General features: G+C 38.0%; 21 protein-coding genes. 6 read left to right on the forward strand and 15 right to left on the reverse strand.

All coding sequences use genetic code 11. The features are described from left to right. Positions 1–311: 311 nt before the first annotated feature. From KJS36_RS01145 to KJS36_RS01160, 4 genes are all read left to right on the forward strand, one after another. The gene (locus tag KJS36_RS01145; protein ID WP_213533472.1) at positions 312–1,301 is read left to right on the forward strand and encodes a PTS sugar transporter subunit IIB; all 990 of its coding nucleotides are present in this window, start codon (positions 312–314) and stop codon (positions 1,299–1,301) included. 17 nt (positions 1,302–1,318) lie between these two features. Further along, positions 1,319–2,137 carry a mannose/fructose/sorbose family PTS transporter subunit IIC gene (locus KJS36_RS01150; protein WP_213533474.1) on the forward strand — a complete coding sequence of 273 codons (819 nt, stop codon included), beginning with the start codon at positions 1,319–1,321 and terminating at the stop codon, positions 2,135–2,137. 19 nt (positions 2,138–2,156) lie between these two features. Then, positions 2,157–3,218: a PTS system mannose/fructose/sorbose family transporter subunit IID gene (locus KJS36_RS01155; RefSeq protein ID WP_213533476.1), complete on the forward strand. Its 1,062-nt coding sequence runs from the start codon at positions 2,157–2,159 to the stop codon at positions 3,216–3,218. A 103-nt stretch (positions 3,219–3,321) separates the two neighbouring features. Then, positions 3,322–3,699 carry a DUF956 family protein gene (locus KJS36_RS01160; protein ID WP_213533478.1) on the forward strand — a complete coding sequence of 126 codons (378 nt, stop codon included), beginning with the start codon at positions 3,322–3,324 and terminating at the stop codon, positions 3,697–3,699. Between the two features lie 54 nt (positions 3,700–3,753). Here KJS36_RS01160 and KJS36_RS01165 read toward each other — a convergent pair whose 3' ends face one another. Then, positions 3,754–4,410: a YitT family protein gene (locus KJS36_RS01165; protein ID WP_213533480.1), complete on the reverse strand. Its 657-nt coding sequence runs from the start codon at positions 4,408–4,410 to the stop codon at positions 3,754–3,756. Positions 4,411–4,521: 111 nt separating this feature from the next. Between KJS36_RS01165 and KJS36_RS01170 the strand changes: the two genes are divergently transcribed. Then, on the forward strand, positions 4,522–4,881 hold the full coding sequence (locus tag KJS36_RS01170) for a DUF956 family protein (protein ID WP_213533482.1): 360 nt from the start codon (positions 4,522–4,524) through the stop codon (positions 4,879–4,881). 115 nt (positions 4,882–4,996) lie between these two features. On the opposite strand, the gene KJS36_RS01175 is transcribed toward KJS36_RS01170, so the two are convergent. Continuing rightward, positions 4,997–5,653, reverse strand: a complete 657-nt coding sequence (locus KJS36_RS01175) for a YitT family protein (RefSeq protein WP_213533484.1) — start codon at positions 5,651–5,653, stop codon at positions 4,997–4,999. A 378-nt stretch (positions 5,654–6,031) separates the two neighbouring features. On the opposite strand from KJS36_RS01175, the gene serS reads away from it, so the two are divergent. Beyond that, complete coding sequence (gene serS / locus KJS36_RS01180) at positions 6,032–7,303, forward strand: serine--tRNA ligase (protein ID WP_213533486.1); 1,272 nt, start codon at positions 6,032–6,034, stop codon at positions 7,301–7,303. 52 nt (positions 7,304–7,355) lie between these two features. Here serS and phoU read toward each other — a convergent pair whose 3' ends face one another. From phoU to pepF, 13 genes are all read right to left on the reverse strand, one after another. Beyond that, positions 7,356–8,009 (reverse strand): phosphate signaling complex protein PhoU, encoded by a 654-nt coding sequence (gene phoU / locus KJS36_RS01185; RefSeq protein ID WP_213533489.1) that lies wholly within the window; start codon positions 8,007–8,009, stop codon positions 7,356–7,358. Positions 8,010–8,068: 59 nt separating this feature from the next. Further along, entirely contained in the window at positions 8,069–8,830 is a 762-nt protein-coding gene (gene pstB / locus KJS36_RS01190; RefSeq protein ID WP_213533491.1) for a phosphate ABC transporter ATP-binding protein PstB, read from the reverse strand. Positions 8,831–8,848: 18 nt separating this feature from the next. Then, positions 8,849–9,655, reverse strand: a complete 807-nt coding sequence (gene pstB / locus KJS36_RS01195) for a phosphate ABC transporter ATP-binding protein PstB (protein ID WP_213533493.1) — start codon at positions 9,653–9,655, stop codon at positions 8,849–8,851. A 23-nt stretch (positions 9,656–9,678) separates the two neighbouring features. Further along, positions 9,679–10,578: a phosphate ABC transporter permease PstA gene (pstA, locus tag KJS36_RS01200; RefSeq protein WP_213533495.1), complete on the reverse strand. Its 900-nt coding sequence runs from the start codon at positions 10,576–10,578 to the stop codon at positions 9,679–9,681. Continuing rightward, positions 10,578–11,501 (reverse strand): phosphate ABC transporter permease subunit PstC, encoded by a 924-nt coding sequence (gene pstC, locus KJS36_RS01205; RefSeq protein WP_213533497.1) that lies wholly within the window; start codon positions 11,499–11,501, stop codon positions 10,578–10,580. The genes pstA and pstC overlap by 1 nt, the downstream gene beginning before the upstream one ends. A gap of 176 nt (positions 11,502–11,677) precedes the next feature. Next, the gene (locus KJS36_RS01210) at positions 11,678–12,529 is read right to left on the reverse strand and encodes a phosphate ABC transporter substrate-binding protein PstS family protein (protein ID WP_213533499.1); all 852 of its coding nucleotides are present in this window, start codon (positions 12,527–12,529) and stop codon (positions 11,678–11,680) included. A gap of 354 nt (positions 12,530–12,883) precedes the next feature. Beyond that, positions 12,884–13,777 carry a phosphate ABC transporter substrate-binding protein gene (locus KJS36_RS01215; RefSeq protein WP_213533501.1) on the reverse strand — a complete coding sequence of 298 codons (894 nt, stop codon included), beginning with the start codon at positions 13,775–13,777 and terminating at the stop codon, positions 12,884–12,886. A gap of 232 nt (positions 13,778–14,009) precedes the next feature. Further along, on the reverse strand, positions 14,010–14,477 hold the full coding sequence (gene smpB, locus KJS36_RS01220) for an SsrA-binding protein SmpB (RefSeq protein WP_213533503.1): 468 nt from the start codon (positions 14,475–14,477) through the stop codon (positions 14,010–14,012). 35 nt (positions 14,478–14,512) lie between these two features. Then, positions 14,513–15,166 carry a hypothetical protein gene (locus tag KJS36_RS01225; protein ID WP_213533505.1) on the reverse strand — a complete coding sequence of 218 codons (654 nt, stop codon included), beginning with the start codon at positions 15,164–15,166 and terminating at the stop codon, positions 14,513–14,515. 155 nt (positions 15,167–15,321) lie between these two features. Then, positions 15,322–17,943 (reverse strand): alanine--tRNA ligase, encoded by a 2,622-nt coding sequence (gene alaS, locus KJS36_RS01230; RefSeq protein ID WP_213533507.1) that lies wholly within the window; start codon positions 17,941–17,943, stop codon positions 15,322–15,324. 231 nt (positions 17,944–18,174) lie between these two features. Continuing rightward, a complete protein-coding gene (locus tag KJS36_RS01235) occupies positions 18,175–19,083 on the reverse strand; it encodes a peptidylprolyl isomerase PrsA (RefSeq protein WP_213533509.1) in 909 nt (302 codons plus the stop codon). Positions 19,084–19,253: 170 nt separating this feature from the next. After that, positions 19,254–19,928 carry an O-methyltransferase gene (locus KJS36_RS01240; RefSeq protein WP_244842569.1) on the reverse strand — a complete coding sequence of 225 codons (675 nt, stop codon included), beginning with the start codon at positions 19,926–19,928 and terminating at the stop codon, positions 19,254–19,256. 37 nt (positions 19,929–19,965) lie between these two features. Continuing rightward, the gene (gene pepF / locus KJS36_RS01245) at positions 19,966–21,804 is read right to left on the reverse strand and encodes an oligoendopeptidase F (RefSeq protein ID WP_213533513.1); all 1,839 of its coding nucleotides are present in this window, start codon (positions 21,802–21,804) and stop codon (positions 19,966–19,968) included. Positions 21,805–21,813: the final 9 nt, after the last annotated feature.

Here is a 21,813-nt window from a genome sequence, read left to right on the forward strand (position 1 = left end):
TAAGTTTTCAATTTCATAAATATTTTGTATTAAACTTCGATAAAATAAACGAGTTTTCATTGCTTTTTTATAGCAAAAAGCCGTTATTTATTCCATATTATGAATATTTACTGTTATTTTTTAATAATTTTATTTTTTTTATTTAATTAAAATAGCAAAATTTCCTCTATTAAAAATTTATAACTTACAAGAAAAAAATAATAAAAAAACTCGCAAACGTTTTCTTAATATTTGATTAAGTTTTATGAGTGTAGTATAATGGTTAAGTAATGATTTTATTATTATAATCTTATATTAGGAGGTTACTCAAATTGAGTATCGGAATTGTTATTGCGAGCCATGGCGAATTCGCCGCAGGTATCAAGCAATCTGCAACAATGATTTTTGGTGAGCAAGAAAAGACGCAAGTCGTCACTTTCATGCCTAACCAAGGTCCAGCAGATTTACACGCCCAAATCGAATCAGCTATCGCAACATTTGATGCCGATGATGAAGTTCTCATTCTTGCTGATTTGTGGAGCGGTTCTCCATTCAATCAATCAAGCGCTGTTCTTAATGAACACCCTGAACGCAAGATTGCTATCATCACAGGTCTCAACTTACCAATGCTGATTCAAGCCTATACAGAGCGCATGATGGATGCGTCTGCAGGGGTTGAAAAAGTCGTGGCTAACATCATGAAAGAAGCCAAAGAAGGCATACGTGTTCTTCCAGAAGAGCTTCAACCTAAAGAAACTGCCTCTGTTGCCGCCGCTGGCGAAGCACAAGGCGCAATTCCTGAAGGAACTGTTATCGGTGATGGAAAGATTAAAATTAATCTTGTCCGTATTGATACGCGTTTACTTCATGGACAAGTCGCTACTGCTTGGACTCCAGAGTCAAAAGCAGACCGTATCATCGTTGTATCTGACAATGTTGCGAAAGATGAAATGCGTAGAACATTGATTGAGCAAGCTGCTCCTTCTGGAGTTCATGCAAATGTCATTCCAATTCAAAAGATGATTGAAGTTGCTAAGGATCCACGTTTTGGTGGAACTCATGCCTTCCTGCTCTTTGAAAATCCTGAAGACGCTTTAGCTATCGTGGAAGCGGTTCCCGATTTGATTTCTACAATCAATGTTGGTTCTATGGCTCATTCAACCGGAAAAACAATGCTTAATAGTGTCCTTTCAGCAGACCAAACAGACGTTGCTGCATTTGAAAAAATGCGCGATCTTGGTGTGACATTTGATGTCCGTAAAGTGCCGAATGACTCTAAATCTGACTTGTTCGCTTTGATTCAAAAAGCAAACATTAAATAAAAGGAGAAATAACTAAAATGAGTGTTATATCTGTAATTTTGGTCGTCCTTGTCGCGTTCCTTGCTGGACTCGAAGGAATTCTCGACCAATGGCAATTTCACCAACCTATTCTCGCTTGTACATTGATTGGCCTTGTAACAGGTCATCTGGCAGCGGGTATCTTGCTTGGTGGTGCTCTTCAAATGATTGCCCTTGGTTGGGCAAATATCGGTGCCGCTGTTGCACCTGATGCTGCTCTTGCTTCTGTCGCTTCTGCACTTTTGATGGTCAAAGGTTGGGACTGGAGTCAAGGCACACCTACTGTTCAAGATTTGCAAACATTTATTGCGTCTGCTATCGTTCTTGCAACAGCCGGTCTTGTTCTTACAACTCTTGTACGTTTTATCAACGTTGGTACTGTTCACTTGGCTGATGCCGCTGCTGAACGTGGTTCTTACTCTGGTGTTCAAGGTTGGCATATGTTTGCTCTCCTTCTCCAAGGTTTGCGTATTGCCATTCCTGCAGCTATCATCACAGCCGTTCCTGCACACGTTGTTGCTGATGCCTTGAACGCTATTCCTGATTGGCTCAAAGGTGGTCTTGCTGTTGGTGGTGGTATGGTCGTTGTCGTTGGTTATGCAATGGTTATCAACATCATGGCAACTGCTGAAATCTGGCCATTCTTCTTCCTTGGTTTCGTCCTTGCTCCTATCACTCAAATCACTTTGATTGGTATGGGTATCTTGGGTGTCGTTCTTGCTTTGGTTTACTTGACTCTTTCTGAAAACAAAGGTTCTGGTAACGGCGGTGCTGCTGGTAGTGGCGACCCAATCGGCGATATTCTGAACGATTATTAAGAAAGGAGACTTATAAAAAATGGAAAATTCAAATAAAAAGTTCCACCTTTCTAAAAACGAACGTTTCAGCGTTATGCTTCGCTCAATGTTCTTGCAAGGTTCTTGGAACTATGAACGTATGCAAAACCTTGGTTTCCTCTATGCATTAATTCCTGCATTGAAGAAATTCTACCCTGCTGGTTCTGACGAAGCAAAAGCTGCTTTGAAACGCCACATGGAATTCTTTAATACTCACCCATATCCTGCTGCTCCTATCATCGGTGTTACTCTTGCCCTTGAAGAAGAAAAAGCAAATGGTGTTGAAGTTGATGATGCCGCTATCCAAGGTGTTAAAGTTGGTATGATGGGGCCTCTCGCCGGTGTTGGTGATCCTGTCTTCTGGTTTACACTTCGTCCTATTATTGGTGCGCTTGGTGCTTCTCTGGCTTTGACTGGCTCTATCGTTGGCCCTATCCTCTTCTTCGTTTTGTGGAATGCTATCCGTATCGCTTTCTTATGGTACACACAAGAATTTGGTTACAAACAAGGTACTGCAATCACTTCTGATCTCGGTGGTGGTTTGCTTCAAAAAGTTACTAAAGGTGCTTCTATCCTTGGTATGTTTATCCTTGGTGTATTGATTCAACGTTGGGTAAGTATTAGCTTTACTGGTACTAACGCAATGCTTCCTAAACAACCTCTTGCTGATGGTGCTTATACTGGTGAATGGATTTCTCATGCACACAATATTGGTACAGCTGCAAGTCCAATTTGGGCAGCTACTGGTTCTTCTCACATTGTTGATGCTGGAACTTCTGGTGCTCACTATGTAGCCGTAGGTAATCTTGGAAATATCAATATCAGTGGTTCTTCACTTGGCAATATGCTTGGTCAAGTAGGTAGTGGTCTTGGTCTTAATCCATTTAAACAACAATCATTATCTGACGTGTTCAATTCATTAATTCCTGGTTTTATCGCTCTTCTCTTGACTTTCCTTGTCATCTGGATTTTGCGTAAATGGAAAAACCGTAACGCACCGTTGGTTATTATCATTGGACTCTTTGTATTAGGTATTCTCTTGCACGTTGCAGGTCTTGCTTAATCTTAGACATTATATAGAAAAAGCTTCTCTTGGGAGGCTTTTTTCTTTGTTAAAAATCAGGATATACATTGTAAATAAAGCCTTTTCGTGGTACAATAAGTATATGGTAGAATCAATAAATACACGTGCAGATTTGGCTACTGAAGCCATTGCCTATCTTGGCTTCCCCAAGTATGGTAAAATTATGATTGGTGATAAAGGAATGGAATTTTTCAGCGATCGAAATGTTGCAGATAATATGGCTTTCCCATGGGCATCCATTCGTGCCGTTGAAGGTCGTGTGACACATGATAAAAAAATCGGAAAAAACTTTTATCTTATCCTGAATAATAAACATAAAATTCGTTTTTCTTCTCGTCAAGCTGGTCATATCTTAAAACTTGTTCGTGATAATATCGGCAATGACAATGTAGTAAAGTCTTCCACATTTGTCGGTACTTTTGCGAAAGCTTTTAAGAGAATCGGAAAAAAGAAAAAATAGTAGTGTTTTATCACTACTATTAGTTAGGCTAAAGTCTCTGTGGCTTTAGTTTTTTTAATTTCTTAAAAAGTTTAATTTCAATTTGTCGAGAGTCTTTTGACGATAATCTGCTCGTCCTACAAAACGAGTGACTTTACTAAAAATGAAACAAGATAAAAGAGTAACAGCAAAATGGGGAAGTGCCAAATAAGTCAAAAGTGAGAGAACCATAACGACAATATCAATTGCAAACAACACGCGGTCAATAGTAAAATTCCATTGGTCTTCGAGAATACGACTTAAAAGAAGCGAACCGCCAAAGGTTCCTTCTGAAATTACGACAAGTCCTGCACCAATACCTGATAGAATACCGTCACATATCCCCGCATAAATCAGATGGTCAAATTGAAAACCACTAATACCCATCGCTTCAAAAATAAGCATCCATATACTCATCGCTGCTGCTCCGGGTAAACTTAACAAAAGTTCACGTTGACTCAGCAGACGCCAACCGAAGAAGAAAAGTGGAATATTGATAACGAAAAATGTAAGAGCAGGGTTAATCTGAAAGACAAAGTTAAAGAAAACAGAAAATCCTGCAATACCATTACTTGCTAGAAGGTTAGGAAGAACAAAAAGACGGACGGATAAAATATACAATCCAACTCCAATAAGTAATATGGTCAGGTCTTTAACAAACTTTTTATCAATTTTTGTTTCTAAAATTTTCACTTTAAACTCCTTTTTTCTTAGTTTAGTTTTTATATATCATTAGTCAATCTATAGCTTTTTATATGGTATAATAAGAGTATCAAATGACAATAGAATAAGGATCTGAAGATATTGGAAACACAACGCACGCAAATGGTGTATGAAACAGATGGACAAGTGTATTTGAGTACTGTTGAACCAGGAAAAATTCGTCTTGATAATAATGGTTTTGAATTCAAATATAAAAATTCTCATATGGGGAAAAATTTATTTTTTAAATGGGAAACAATCTCAAAGGCAGAAATTGATATTTCTTTACGTGGTAAAGTTCGTCCACAATTTGCTATTATTCTCAATGGACAAAGCAGAATCCGCTTTTTTTCTAAAAATTCTGGGGCAATCTTAAAACGTATGGGAAAAGAGATTGGTACTAAAAATATTTCACGTACTCCTAGTTTGCTTGATGCTCTTACAAGAGGACTACGAAACTAGGAATAAATTTTATTTGTCTTTATTAAAATTTTCTTATATATTTATCATACCATTTTGATAAATAAATCAGAAACGGTATCCTTATGCAAAATAATAAAAGGAAGATTTTTCTTTTTTATTTTCTTAAAATATTATATTTTAATTTGTTAATGACTTGCTGTCGATAGTTTTTTCTGCCTACAAAACGAGTAACTTTGCTAAAAATGAGGCAAGATAAGAGTGTGACAGCAAAGTTTGGAAGGGCTAGGAAAGTCATAAATGAAAGTAATAGGACAATGATATCTACTCCTAATAGCACTCTATCAATGGGGATTTTAAGATGTTTTTCCATAATAAGACTCAGCATGAGCGAACCTCCTAAAGTTCCACGAGATAAAACAGCAATTCCGACTCCTATTCCTGAAAGAATACCATCTGAAATCCCTGCAAAAATGAGATGATTGTATTGAACTCCTGAAATATTTAAAGTTTCAAAAAAGATTAACCAAAGACTCATTGCTGAAGCTCCGGCAATACTGAGTAAGAGTTCTCTTTTTCCTAGGAGTTTTCCTCCAAAAATAAATAGTGGAATATTAACAAGGAGAACCGTGACAAATGGATTGATATTGAAAACAAAATTCATAAAGATGGATAATCCCGCAATCCCATTACTTGCAAGGGTGTTTGGAATTACAAAAATGTGAACAGATAAGGCATAAAGTCCTACTCCGATAAGTAGTAAGCAGAGGTCTATTAAAAATCTACGGTCTATTTTTACTTTGTATAGTGTCATTTTCTCTTTCTTTTTTCATATATTAGATTATTCTTATTATATTCTAATTTTATTTTAACACTTATAACTTAACTGGCACAAAAAAATTTGACAAATGCTCATTTATTTTGATAAAATAATATAAAGAAGATAATTACTACTTAATTTATTTAGAGAACTTGCGTTTGGTGAAAGCAAGTAAATGAGTAAATAATTTTCTACTTCTTTTGTATGAATTCTCTGTTAAAGCAGAGACGTACGCTCGCGATAAGAGCTTTCTGAGTTCTGCTTCTTGTTTAAAAAACTTGAGAGTGGAAAATTTAGGTGGAACCGTGCTTACTGCGCCCTAATTCTTAATTGGATTTTGGCGTTTTTTATATTTTTTGGAGGAAAAAAATTATGTTAGATATTAAAAAAATTCGTTCTGACTTCGATACTGTAGCTGCTAAATTAGCTACTCGTGGTGTCGCACCAGAAAAACTTGAAGAACTTCACGCACTTGATATTCAAAGACGTGAATTGATTGTTAAGTCTGAAGAACTTAAAAAGGAACGCAATAACGTTTCTGATGAAATTGCCACTGTAAAGCGTGAAAAAGGTGATGCTTCTGATAAGATTTCTGCAATGCAAAAAGTTTCTGCTGAAATCAAAGTTATTGATGCTGAACTTATTGAAATTGAGGCTAAAATAACGACTTATACAACGACTTTACCTAATATTCCCCATGACGATGTACCTGTCGGTAAGGATGAGGATGAAAATGTTGAAGTTCGTCGTTGGGGAAAAACTCCTGAGTTTAACTTTGAACCTCAAGCACACTGGGATTTGGGCGAAAATCTTGGAATTTTAGATTGGGAACGTGGTGCGAAAGTGACTGGTTCTCGCTTCTTATTTTATAAAGGAGCTGGAGCAAAACTTGAACGGGCGCTCTATAACTTTATGCTGGATGAACACGCAAAAGAAGGCTATACAGAGATTATCCCGCCTTATATGGTCAATCAAGATTCAATGTTTGGAACAGGTCAATACCCTAAATTTAAGGAAGATACTTTTGAATTGACTGATGAACGTGGGTTTGTATTGATTCCTACTGCTGAAGTTCCTTTGACAAATTATTATCGTGGTGAGATTTTAGACGGTGCTGAGCTTCCTATTTACTTTACAGCTATGTCTCCTTCTTTCCGTTCTGAGGCTGGTTCTGCGGGACGTGATACACGTGGTTTAATTCGTTTACATCAATTTCATAAGGTTGAAATGGTGAAGTTTGTAAAACCTGAAACTTCTTATGATGAATTGGAAAAAATGACTGCAAATGCAGAAAATATTTTGCAAAAACTTGGTCTTGCTTATCGTGTGGTTGCTTTATCTACTGGTGATATGGGCTTCTCTGCTGCTAAAACTTATGATTTGGAAGTTTGGATTCCTGCGCAAAATACTTATCGTGAAATTTCTTCTTGTTCAAATTGTGAAGATTTCCAAGCGCGTCGTTCACAAATCCGTTATCGTGATGAAGATGGAAAAGTACAACTTTTGCATACTTTGAATGGTTCTGGACTTGCTGTTGGTCGAACTGTTGCAGCAATTTTGGAAAATTATCAAAATGAAGACGGTTCTGTCACTGTTCCTGAAGCTCTTCGTCCTTATCTTGGCGGTCTTGAAATTATTAAATAATGAGAGATAATAAAAAATCTTGACTTGTATCAAGATTTTTTTGTTGGTATTTTTATAATTCTACGATTGTTCCAGAATTAAGATAGACAATCCATTCACAGAGATTGACAGCATAGCCTGTGATACGTTCTAGGTAAACGAGGGTTAGGAGATATTCTTTTCCTGTTGTGATGGTTTCAGTATTTTCTTTCATCGCATCGAGAATTTTTTCTTCGATCTCGTGACTCATGGCTTTTGCTGTTGTTTGTTGTTCGGCTATCTCACGCGCACGTTTGTCATTACCTTGAATATAGGCATTGAGTGACGCATCTACGATGGCTTTTACTTTTTCTCCAAGGAGGGAAATGTCGTCTTCGACTTCACGAATACGTTCTTCTCCTTTAAGCTGAATAGTTGCTTTGGCAATGGAAGCAACATGGTCACCCATGCGTTCCAAGTCTGAACTTGCTTTTAAGACAGTAATAATTGTTCTCAAGTCTCCAGATACTGGTTGTTGTAGTGCAATCATTTCTAATGATTGGATTTCAAGATTTTTTTCTTGCTCGTTGATTTCTAGGTCTTTTTCGATGACATCTTCTGCCAAATCACGGTCGTGGCTAACAAAAGCGCGAACGGCTTTATTGAGTTGAGCGGAAACTTGTGTTCCCATCGAATAAAATTGATTGTGTAGTTTATTTAAATCGTCTTCAAATTGTGTACGAAGCATAGTTACTCCTTTTTAATTTTTTTATTGTTAATATAATATTTTAAGAAATTCTTTCGTTTTTAGCCAAATTTCCCTGCAATGTAATCCTCTGTTTCCTGTTTTTCAGGATTGAGAAACATTTTTTTCGTGTCGTCCATTTCAATCAAATCGCCATTGAGCATAAAAGCTGTACGGTCTGAGATACGACTGGCTTGTTGCATACTGTGTGTTACCATGATTAAGGTATAATCATTTCTCAACTCTAGCAAAGTTTCTTCAATACGTCCTGCGGAAATTGGATCGAGGGCTGACGTGGCTTCGTCAAGTAAGATAATATCAGGATTGACTGCTAAAACGCGCGCGATACACACACGTTGTTGCTGACCTCCTGAAAGTCCGAGGGCTGAACTATGTAGGATATCTTTGACTTCATCCCAAATGTTAGCTGCTTTGAGTGAATTTTCAACCACTTCATCAAGTACTGCCTTATCTTTGACACCTTTCAAACGCAAACCATAAACGACGTTTTCATAAATTGAAAATGGGAAAGGATTGGGTTGTTGAAAAACCATACCAATTTCTTTTCGTAAATCAACGGTATCCACGCGAGGACTGTATATATTTTGCTCTTTATACATAATCGCGCCTGTAATCGTGACAGTTGGTATCAAGTCATTCATTCGGTTAATTGAGCGTAAGAGCGTTGATTTTCCACAACCTGATGGACCAATGAGTGCTGTGATTTCTTTGGGATAAAACTTCATATTGATATTGTTCAGCGCTTTTTTCTTACTATAATATAAAGATAAGTCACTGACTGTTAAAATTGCTTCTTTTGTCATATTTTTCTTTTTACCTGCTTATCCAAAGTGTCCTGAAACATAATCTTCTGTTGCTTTCAAGGTTGGTTGTGTGAAGATTTTGCTTGTTTCATCGTATTCAATCAAATCGCCTGAGTAGAAAAACGCTGTATAGTCACTCGCACGTGATGCTTGTGCCATATTGTGTGTAACGATAATAATCGTATAGTCTTTTTTCAGGTCATTCATCGTTTCCTCAATCTGCATAGTAGATATCGGGTCAAGAGCTGAGGCTGGTTCATCCATGAGAATGATATCTGGCTTGACTGATAGGGCTCGTGCAATACAAAGGCGCTGTGCTTGTCCACCAGACATCGCGAGAGCAGAACTTTTGAGATTATCTTTCACTTGATCCCAAAGCGCTGCTTGTTTGAGTGATGTTTCGACAATTTCGTCTAACTTTTTCTTGTCGTGTACACCTTCTCTGCGATGAATAAAAGCTATGTTTTCATAGATTGATTTTGGAAATGGATTGGGTCTTTGGAAAACCATGCCAATTTGTTTGCGAACTTCATAAACATTGACTTTTGGGTCATTGATATTGACATCAGCATAGCTTATCTCGCCTGTGACACGTGCGCCGTCAATCGTATCGTTCATGCGATTGAGTGCGCGGAGGTAGGTCGATTTTCCTGAACCTGATGGGCCAATCAATGCGGATATTTTATTTTTGGGAAACTGCATGGTTACACCATGAATTGCTTCTTTTGTATTATTGTAAAAAACACGTAAATCTGTTGTGGAAAGGGCGATTTTATCTTCAAAAGTCATGATATGTCGCTCGTTCCAATCATAAGTTGATGCCATTTATTTTTTCCTTTTTGTCAGTTTTAATTTCCAGAAGTGAGACGTTTGTGGATACGATTTCCAAAGAAACGTGCGCCAAGGTTAAAGAGGAGTACAAAGATAATCAGGACGGCTGAGGCGCCTGCTGAAATCTGTTGAGCTGTTGAAATCGTACCTTCTGTATTGAGCGCCCAAATGTGAACAGCGAGTGTTTCTGCTGGTCTAAAGAGAGATAAGGGACTTGTGAGGCTCATTGGGTTCCAGTTTGTCCAGTTGATAGGAAGATTTGTCTGACCTGCTGTATAAATCAAGGCTGCGGCTTCACCAAATACACGTCCACTAGAAAGGATAACTCCTGTGATGATACCTGGAACTGCTGCTGGAAGAATGATATGTATTGCTGTTTCCCATTTTGATAAACCGAGAGCTAAGCCACCTTCACGTTGCATGGTTGGAATTGCACGCAAACTTTCTTCGACATTTCTTGTCATCAGAGGGAGGTTAAAGACTGTTAGGGCAAGCGCTCCTGATAAAACTGAGAAGCCAAGTTTGAATTGTAGGACAAAGATGAGCATTCCAAAAAGTCCGACAACGATTGAGGGGAGAGAAGAAAGGACTTCAATAGCTGAGCGAACGGTGCCTGTAATCCATGATTTCTGGTTGGCATATTCGCTAAGGTAAATCCCTGCGCCAAGTGAAAGTGGAACTGAGATAATCAAAGTGACAATCAGCAAGTAAATGGAATTAAAAAGCTGAACAGCAATTCCTCCTCCTGTTAGAGGATTGGATGCTGTTGTGATGAATTTCAAGCCTCCCATTGCAAAAATCGCGGGAATTCCTTGGATGAGGATATAAAGTAATAAAAAGGCAAGAATAGCAACAATAATGCCTGAAAGGACGTAAAGAACGCCTGTGGCAATTTTATTTGAGCGTTTCGCGTTCATTATTTCAGACTTCCTTTCTTAGCAATCGCACGCATGGCGAGGTTGAAAATGAGTGACATGATGAGCAGGAGCAAGGCGAGTGACCAGAGCGCATTGAGCTGAATTCCTGGTGTCGCATTTGGAATGCCAGAGGTCAAAATCGAGGTCAGTGTAGAGGCTGGTGAAATCAGATTTTGTGGCATGGTTACAGCATTTCCGACAACCATCTGAATGGCGAGAGCTTCACCAAATGCGCGCGCCATACCGAAGATAACAGCGGTTAGGATACCTGGTGTTGCTGCTCTTAAAAGAACGCGCCAAATTGTTTGCCAGCGTGTCGCACCAAGTCCGAGTGATGCTTCACGGTAATGTCCTGGAACGGCTTTGAGTGCATCAACGGTCATTGAAGTAACAGTTGGCAAAATCATAACGAACAGCACAAAAACACCAGAAAGAAGTCCAAGTCCTGTTCCACCAAAAGTTTGGCGGATGATTGGTACAACAACGGTTAAACCGATAAAACCATAAACAACTGAAGGAATGCCGACAAGAAGCTCAATAACTGGTTGCAAAATTTTTGCTCCATATTTTGGTGAAATCTCGGTCATGTAAATTCCTGCTCCGATGGCAAATGGTGTTGCTACAAGTGCTGAGAGAACGGTGACAATCAGTGAGCCTGTAAACATTGGTAATGCTCCGACTGCTGGCTTGCCATCTGCTCCTATATTTCCTGGTGACCAATTTGTACCAAAGAGGAAACGGAAAGGATTGACGCCATTTTCAAAAAATGTTGAGAGACCTTTTTCAGCTACGAAGACGAGAATTAAGCCGACAACAAAGACAATCAGTGCGATGCACAAGAAAGTTAAGGTTTTTCCGAATTTTTCTAAGCGTGAATTTTTATTGCTGGAAAGCAATTTTTCTTTGATTTTTTGATTTTCCATACTTGCCTTTTTTTGTTTTTTTGATGAAAATGTTTTTGACAACTCTGCCGTAGGGGCTAGAGAATTTATTCTCAGCCTTCTCGGACAGAGTGAACTTATAACGGAGTTGTAAGTTTGTATCTCTGTCAAAAAATATTTTTACTTCATTTTGTTTTTGACAGTTCTGTCAAAAAATTTTATTTGATTTTTGATACATTTCCTTTGGCATCACGATCCACTTTCATTGCAGAAACTGGAATGTAGCCGAGCTTTTTGAGAGTGGCTTTGTCATTTTTCACATAATTGATAAATGATGTTTCGGTTTTATTGACCTGAGCGTTGTTGGTGTACATATGCTCGTATGACCAAATTTTCCATTTGTTGATAACAACATTTTCATCTGTTGGTGCGACACTATTGACTTCCAGTGGTTTAACTCCTGGTTTGTGAATATAGCTGAAAGCAACATAACTAATCGCACCCGGTGTTTGTCCAACAAGCTGAACAACTGAACCTGAAGCATCTTGCGTTGGTCCATTGACTTCTGTCGCATTATTCAAAGCGTATTTGTCAAAATTGACACGTGTTCCTGAGCCTGCTGTTCTGCCAATCACGGTAATTTTTTGGTTCGGACCATCTACTTGACTCCAATTTGTAATTTTTCCTGTGAAAATATCAACCAACTGCTGATTTGTCAAATTGGAAACTTTAAGTTTTTTGTTGATAATCGGTGCGAAACCAATGACAGCAACTTTGTGGTCTGTGATTTTCTTGCTGTTAATTCCTGGTTTTTCTTCTGCAAAAATGTCCGAATTACCAATCTGAAAAGAGCCAGCTGCGACTTGCGCCAAACCGACACCAGAACCGCCACCTTGTACCATGATAATTTCTTTTGAATGCTGTTTCATGTAGTCCATGGAAGATTGCTCAACTAAAGGTTGCAAAGCTGTCGAACCTCCTGCTGTGACTTGTTTTCCGCCTGTACCACACGCAGTCAATGCAAACAAGCTAGAAGCCGCCATGAGAGCTATTAAAATTTTCTTTTTCATAGCTTAATTATACCATAATACGTGATTATTCTTGCATAACTGGAAACGTTCACAATGTAAATATTTTGTAAATGGAGTTGCGGAAATAGCACATCTTGCGATGCGCCATTCCCATGAAAAAAAATTTATAGTAGATTTGATTTTGTCAAATCTTATATCTGCTGATAATTTATTTTTGACAGAGTACAAACTTACAACTTCGTTATAAGTTCACCCTGTCCGAGAAGGCTGAGAATAAATTCTCTAGCCCCTACGGCAACTCTGTCAAAAATTTTGTGATGTGCAAAGTGGAGAATATCAACAGATAAGAGATTTGACAAGTCTGTCAAAACTTATCAGTGTCTCTTGTATGATTTATTTCTTTGTGACATTTCCGTCAGAATCGCGGTCAACTTTCATCTGGCTTACTGGAATGTAACCAAGTTTCTTGAGGTCAGATTTATCAGAAGAAACGTATTTGATGAAAGATTTTTCAGCTGCTGTTGCTTTAGAATTGTTTGTGTACATATGTTCATAGGACCAAACTTTCCAATCATTGTCCGCAACATTAGCATTTGTTGGTTTTACGCCGTCAATATCCAGTGCTTTCACCGCTTTGCTTGTCTCTAAATATGAAAACGCTACATAACTAATCGCACCCGGTGTTTGTCCAACCATTGTTACAACTGAACCTGAAGCATCTTGTGTTGGCCCGTTGACTTCTGTCGCATTTCCAAGAGCGAAATGGTCAAAGTTGACGCGCGTTCCAGAACCTTCTGTCCGACCGATAACTGTGATTTTCTGGTCCTGTCCACCAACTTGTTTCCAGTTTGTTACTTTTCCTGTGAAGATATCTGTCAACTGTTGTGTTGTCAGATTATCAACGGAAATTTTTGAATTGACAATCGGTGCAAAACCAACAACTGCCACTTTATTGTCCGTAATCGCTGACGCGTCTATCCCAGATTTTTCTTCTGCAAAAATATCTGAATTTCCGATTTGGAATGAACCGGCTGCAACTTGCGTCAAACCAACACCAGAACCACCACCTTGTACTGTGATTTGCACATTTGGATTTTTTGCCATAAATTCTGTCGAAGCTTGTTGTACCATTGGTTGCAAAGCAGTTGACCCACCAGCAATAATCTGTCCAGACAATGCTTTTGTGCTTGATGATGATGTCTTGCTAGATGAGCTGCTATTTCCGCAAGCCGCGAGAGTGATAAGTGCTGTAGCTGCAACAAGGCCAACAAAGAGTTGTTTTTTCATGAGATGTATTCTCCATTTAATAAATTTTTTCGATAAGCACTTTTGCTTACATATCTATTCTAGCACGCACACGAAGCTCCAAATGTAAATACTTTGAAAATATAAGGTAAATGGTATGTAAATAAGTTTTTACTGATAAAAAAATGATAAAATTTTTTTGACAGAGTGAGAATAAATTCTCTAGCCCCTACGGCAAAACTGTCAAAAAAATCCTGCCAATTTGACAGGATTTTTAGCGATTGTAAGCTTTCAACTGACGTGCAATATCTTTATTTTGCTCCCGCCGTTTAATCGTTTCGCGTTTATCATAATCATGTTTTCCACGAGCCAAGCCCATCAAAACTTTTGCAAAACCATTTTTCAAATATACTTTTAAGGGCACAAATGTAATTCCTGTGCCTGTTAACTCTTTTTCAATCTTTGCAATTTCTTTTTTCTTCAAGAGTAATTTCCGAGTGCGCAGTTCATCTACATTAAAAATATTTCCCTGCTCAAAAGGTGCAATATGAACATTGGACAACCAAACTTCCCCATTTCGTACCCGCGCAAATCCATCACGAAGCTGAATTTTACTCGCACGCACCGACTTTATCTCCGTACCAGTCAGCACAATACCAGCCTCAAAAGTCTCAAAAATCTCATAATCATGGCGCGCCTTTTTATTTTGCGCCAAAGGCTTATCTTCTGTATTTTTTACCATAAAATCATTTTACCATAGTTCTTAGCTTTTTCTTATTAATTAGGAAGACCCGTTTTTGTCAACACAATTTGCTTATTCGTCAGACTTGTTTGATAATATTCTTGCATCAAAGCTTCTTTTGTTAACGTTGTTTGTACCATCCACTTCAAATTATCCCAGTTTCCATCAAAACTATTTCCAGCTACCAGAACATATAAGCTCACAGAATCCCCACTAATAACAAATTTTGCCGAATTCATCTCATCAGCTAATGAAATTCCCGCATAGCCACCATTATTCACACCATTTTCATATTGCTTTGTCCCATTAGAACCGGCATTTACAAAATAAGTCGTTGCCGCATCTGTATTATAAACAATAAATTCTCCCTGCGCATTTTGTAACCAAGTAGCATAAATTTGATTTTTACTTGCCACAGTCAAACTATCAAAAGTCACAGCAGTCGCTGTCGTTGAACTTTTTGTCGAAGACGAACTTGATGCTGTTGTCGCAGACGAACTGCTTGATTGAGAGCTTTTACTCTCTTTTGAAGATGATGTTGATGGCGATGCTTTCTTAGTTTTACTTTTTACTTGAGCACTTGAGTGACTTTTCTGTACTTTAGAGGAACTTGTTGCGTTGTGAGAAGAACAAGCAGCTAAACTAAACAACATCACTGCTCCCATACTCATTGTTATTATTTTTTTCATCTCAACTTCTCCTTTGCTATTTTCTATTTGAAAGTTGTGTCTAAAAATTCAGCACTTTTAACTTTCTCTCTCTTCTTAATTGTAACATAAAAAGTCACAGATTTCTCTGCGACTAGCTATTATTTTTATGTAATTTCAACTAAAAATCAAACTTTTTAGCTCAATTTTTCAGCTACATTTGCCAAAAGTTCTGATATTCCTGCTGCATTTGAACCACCAGCCATTGCTAAGTCAGGTTTTCCACCACCACGACCATCAATAAACGGTGCCAATTCTTTCACAAGTGCGCCAGCTTTAACAGCAGCAACTTTACTTGCTACCAAAAGATTTACTTTTTCGTCAATCTTCGCTACTAAAACAAGCACATCAGACAATTCTTTTTGTTTCCAAATATCCGCAAGATTACGCAAACCATTTACATCAGAAACATTGACTTGACTTGCAATAAAGCTTGTAGTATCAACTGTTTGAACATTTTTGAACACTTCATCTGACTGACTAGCTGCAAGTTTCTCAGCAAAAATCTCATTTTCTTTTTGCAAATTTTTAAGTTCATCTTGTAAATTGGTAATTTTTGTCACAACTTGTGAAAATTGTGGTGCTTTTACTGCTGCAGCTACATCAGAAAGTATCGCTTCATCATTTTTAAAGGCTTCGTAAGCTTTTTTACCAGTAAGTGCAATAATCCGACGTACGCCAGAGCCAATTCCCTCTTCTTTCACAATCTTGAAAAGACCAATTTCGCTCGTTGTCGCCGTATGTGTTCCACCACAGAGTTCAACAGAATAATCGCCAATAATGACAACACGCACATCTTTTCCATATTTCTCACCAAAGAGTGCCGCAGCTCCCATTTCTTTGGCTTGTTCTACGGTTAAATCAGTCCGTGTCTCAACAGAAATATTTTCCCAAATCTTTTCATTCACTTCACGCTCAATCGCAGCCAATTCTTCTTTTGTCACTTGTGCAAAGTGTGTAAAGTCAAAACGTAAGAAATCAACTTCATTGAGTGAGCCAGCTTGTAATGCGTGTGTACCAACGATATTGTGCAATGCTGCATGAAGCAAGTGTGTTGCCGTATGATTTTTGACGACTGCACTTCGACGATCTTCATCAATTTCAAGTAGATATGTCTCGCCAACCTGCATTTCCTTAACAATTTCAACATGGTGCAGATTTTGTCCGTGTGGTGCGTGTTGAACATCTGTCACTTTGGCAACAATCTCACCTGCTTGATTTTTGATGACACCATGGTCGGCGACTTGTCCACCCATTTCAGCGTAAAATGGTGTCACATCAAAAACAAGCTGTGCTTCTCCAGTCACTTTATCTTGACTTTCATCATCTTTGATGGCAACAAGAAGCTTGGCTTTTGACTTTTTCTCTGTATAAAGGAAAGTAGAAGCCACTTCGATAGCTTGCAACGTTTCATTTTGTGCGCCCATTGAGCCACCTTTGACGACAGCAGCACGCGCACGTTCTTGTTGAGCTTTCATCTCTGCTTCAAAGCCTACATGGTCAATCGCAAATCCTTCATCTTCAGCAAGTTCTTCTGTTAATTCAACTGGGAAGCCATAAGTATCATAAAGTCGGAAAATATCTGCTCCAGGAACGATTGTTTGAGCTTGATTTTTTAAATCGGCAAGCAATTCATCTAACAATTTTGAACCTGCATCAATCGTGCGATTGAAGGTTTCTTCTTCACGGTCAATGATTTTTTCAATATAATCTGCTTTTTCAAGGACTTCGGGATAATAATCCTGCATGATTTTTCCTACAACTGGGACAAGCTGTGCCAAGAATTTTCCTTGAATGCCTAACTTTTTACCATGCATGACGGCACGACGCAACAAGCGGCGCAAAACGTAGCCACGTCCTTCATTTCCAGGCAAAGCACCATCGCCAATCGCAAAACTGAGTGAGCGAATATGGTCTGCAATGACTTTGAAACTCATATTTTCGCCATCTGGATTATACGTTTTACCAGATAATTTTTCGATTTCATGAATAATTGGCAAGAAAAGGTCGGTGTCAAAGTTAGTTCTACCACCTTGAATAATACAAACCATACGTTCCAAGCCCATTCCAGTATCAATATTTTTCTGTGGCAACTCTTTGTATTCTGAGCGGGGAACGCTTGGGTCGGCGTTAAATTGACTTAAAACGATGTTGTAAATCTCAATATAACGGTCGTTTTCGATGTCTTCTGCAAGTAAACGCAAACCAATATTTTCTGGGTCATATTTTTCGCCACGGTCAAAGAAAATTTCTGTGTCAGGTCCGGAAGGCCCAGCGCCAATTTCCCAGAAATTATCCTCGATAGGCACGAGATGATTTTCTTCAAGTCCAACTTCAATCCAGCGATTGTAAGTGTCTTTATCATCTGGATAATACGTCACATAGAGTTTTTCTTTAGGAAAATCAAAATATTTTTCATTGGTGAGCATCTCAAAGGCAAAAGCAATCGCTTCTTTACGGAAATAATCACCAATTGAAAAATTTCCCATCATTTCAAACATGGTATGATGACGCGCTGTTTTTCCGACATTTTCAATATCATTGGTACGGATTGATTTTTGCGAACTCGTCATTCGTGGATTTTCAGGAACAACTGAGCCATCAAAATATTTTTTCATCGTGGCAACACCAGAGTTAATCCAAAGCAAAGTTGGGTCGTTGACAGGAACGAGACTTTGTGAGGGTTCAATCGAATGACCATGTTCTTTGAAATAATTGAGGAATGTTGCGCGAACTTCTGCTGAAGTCATTTTTTTCATTTTTATTTTCTTCCTTTTGTTTTTTTGTGATTATTTTCACTAGAAAATGATAAAACTCTACCATAAACAAAGGGGCGAGCTGTCGCGGTACCACCCTTATTTACGATAGAGTTATCGTCTTCTTTTGTTTAGTATCGCAGTTTTCTCTGCTTTAAAACTCGTATTGCTTAGCACTCTAGACTTAGTGAGTTTCAGCTTGTCTCACCTCTCTGTGAAGTCTTTGTATTTTAATTATTTAGATGATGAAGATGAACTTGTAAATTGTGAGAATGTGCTTGAGAATGCTGTTTCTTTCACAGTAACATTGTTTTTCTTCAAGTATTTAGCAATAACTCCGCTAACGTAAGTTGTATCAGCTTCTTTTTGCGTTTTAATAACACCTTCAAGTTGGGATTTGTATTTGTTCATATCCGTTCCTTTGTCTGATGCTTTAACCATTTTTACAACATAGTAACTTGTTGAGCCTGTAGATGAATCTGTTGATGTGATAACACTTGAGATTTCACCATTTTTCAACTTGAATGCTGCTGTTTGAACATCCGCTGGCACTGTTGTACTTGTTGAATCAAAAGTTGTTTTGCTTGCTGAATTGTCTTTATCAAAAGTTGCTGCATTGCTCTTGTTTGAGGCAATCGCTTTGTTCGCTGCGTCTTTTGATGTTTCTGCTAAAACAATCGCTGTAACTGATGGATGGTAAGATGACCAAGCTGTTTTCAAGTTTGCTTTCGTGTATTGTGTATCTTTAATATCTTTGACAATCGCTGCTTGTTCCAAAAGTTGTGTTTTCAGATATGGTTTGAAGTTTGATTCTGTCAAGCCTTGTTGTTGCAATGCTGAATCAAATTGTGAACCATATTGGCTCTTCAAACTATTGAATTGTTTATTGACTTTTGCATCTGAGGCATCTTTAGAAAATTCTTTGCTGAAGATTTTATCAAATGTCATATTTTGGAGCAAAGTTGTCGTAGGGAAGCTTGGAAATGTTTTGGCTTCTTTGTAGAGGTCACTTACTTGGATAGTGTCACCTTTCATAGAAACAACTGTTGCATTTGTACCGCTGCTTGAACAACCAGAGAGTGTAACAAGTGCAGCACCCGCGAGAGCTGTGGTAAGAACTAAGCTAAGTTTTTTAAATTTCAAAATAATCTCCTGTCTATGTATGAATTGCAGTTATTGAGTAAAAACAAATTTGATATTTACTATTGTCTTTTAACTTGTTGTAATTATATCATAAAAATTTGAATAAAACTTAATTTATGCAAAACATTAAAGCCGATATTTTCTTTCAGTAATTTTTCTTTCATATCCTGTTAATATTCATTGTTTTTCATAACAGAACTTTTTTTAATCATCAGTAGTCCATCTCCAAGTGGTAAAATCGTTGAGAGATAGGCAGGATTAGCCAGAACTTCGTCAAAAAGTTTGCGCAATCCTCGTTCTAATGCACGCTGATTGCGCTTGATTTGCTCAATCGGTAAAAGAATTTCGCCTGACTGAAAAATATCGTCCATAACGATGATACCATTTTCTGACAGATTTGTCAGGACTTGAGGGAGAAATTCAACATATTTTGACTTCGCGGAGTCCATAAAAACAACATCGTAAGTTTCTGACAGTTCTGTCAAAAATTCTGAAGCATCTCCTTCAAGTAATTTTATCTGATTTTTTTTATCAAATTTGGCAAAATTTTCTTTGGCAAGTTCTGCCATCTCTGGATTGCGTTCAATCGTTGTGACTTTAGAATTTGGAGCTGCTTCTGCCATGACGAGGGCTGAAAAACCTATTGCTGTTCCTATTTCCAAGATTTTTTTAGGCTGGATTAGTCCCAATAAAAACTGGAAGTAAACAACTGTCTCGTGGGGAATGACAGGAATATTATGTTCGTGAGCAAAGTCTTCTACGATTTTTAGATTTCCCGTCAGTTGTGTTTGTCGCGTTCGCATGAATTCGACAAGCTCTGCTTTCACAACGGGACGGTTCATCATCGGATTGCTCGTTTTTGTATAGGTTGTCTGTTTTTCTTTAGGCACGATGAACTCCTTTTGCAACAAGAGCTTCAAGTTCATTGAGTCTATTTTCAAACAGGTCAAATGCTGCATCTAAATAATTGCTCTGTGCCATATCGACACCGGCTTTTGCAATCACATTGAGCGGATAATCAGATGAGCCTGCTTTGAGATATGTCAGATATTTTTCTCGGTCATCATCTGTTCCATGAACGATTTTTTCAGCTAGATAGCTGGCTGCGGCAAATCCTGTTGCATACTGGAAAACATAGAAATTATAGTAAAAATGCGGAATTCTCGCCCATTCATATTGGATTTCAGGATTTTCCTCGGCTGAAAGTCCATAATATTTTTCATTGATTTCAGCATATAAATGGTTCATAAATTCGCTGGTAAGAACTTCGCCTTTTGCGTCCGCTTCATGAATGCCTTGCTCAAACTCTGCAAACTGTGTCTGACGATAGACTGTGCCACGGAAACCGTCCAACCAATGATTCAAAATCGCAAATTTTTCTTGGTCATTTTGTGCATCGTCAAGCAAAGTATCTGTCAAAATATTCTCGTTAGTTGTTGAGGCAATTTCTGCCAGAAAAATCGGATAATCGCCGTAAACATAGGGTTGATTTTCCCTTGTAAAGGTGCTGTGCATGGAATGTCCCATCTCATGAACGAGGGTAAACAAATCATCTAATGTTTCTTGCCAATTTAAGAGCATAAAAGCATTTGTATTGTAGGAGCCACCAGAATAAGCACCAGAGCGCTTCCCGATATTTTCTTGCACATCTATCCACTGCTCATCAAAGGTACGCTTCACACGTTCAGAATACGCTTCGCCGTAGATTGAGAGTACTTCTTGTGCTTTTTTCACACCATTTTCATAATTAAATTTGTAATCCAGACTTGATAATGGTGTATAAATATCGTACATTTTGAGATCTTCGAGTCCGAGAATATCCTTACGCAATGCGATATAGCGCTGTAAAAGTGGCAAATGTTTGTTGACACTTTCGATGAGCAAATCATAAACTTTTTCTGGTACAAAATTTGCAGATAATGCAGCTTCTCGCGCAGAATTATAACCATGAACTTGAGCATTAAAATTGTGAACTTTCACATTGCTTTGAAGCGTTTTTGCATATGTATGCTGATATTGCTCGTAATTGCTGTAAAGTGCTTGATAAACGGATTTACGGACATCTCGATTTTTACTTTCCATGAATGAAATGTAATTACCATGTGAAAGTTGTTCGTCTTCATTTTGTTCATTTTTCACAAGTGGAAATTTGATATCTGCATTATCAAAAACTTCAAAAGTTTCAGCAGCAGAGCCAAAGATTTCACTAGCTTGGGCTAGTAATTTTTCTTCTTTTTGACTTAAAATATGTGCTTTTTGAGAAAATAATCGCTCAAAATAATGAGAAAAATTACTTAATTTTGCTTCTTCTTTTACAAACTGAGCGTATTTTTCCTCAGTCAGTGCCATAAATTCTGGTTCGTAGAAAGCAAAAACTTCACCAAATTTGGCATAAAGTGCTGTTGCTTTTGCTTGATATTCTTGATATTTTGCAACACGTGTATCCTGGTCATTTTTCATTGATGCATAAACATAAAGGCGCTCAACATCTTGTGAAATTAACAGCATTGTTGCCGTAGCTTCGTAAAGAACTGCAGCAGAATCCAAAAGATGCCCTACGAAATCCACAGCTGAATGACTTCCATTTTCCTGCCAATTTGCCTCTCCAGACAAATTTGCTGTGATACAAGCAAGTTCTTCTTCCCAAGCTTCATCTGTTGAAAAAATCGTTGTCAAATCCCATTGTAGTTTTTTATCATTTTCTTGCCGTTCTTTTGCCATTTTTTACTC

This window comes from Lactococcus nasutitermitis (assembly GCF_018403765.1).
Classification (GTDB): Bacteria; Bacillota; Bacilli; order Lactobacillales; family Streptococcaceae; genus Lactococcus; species Lactococcus nasutitermitis.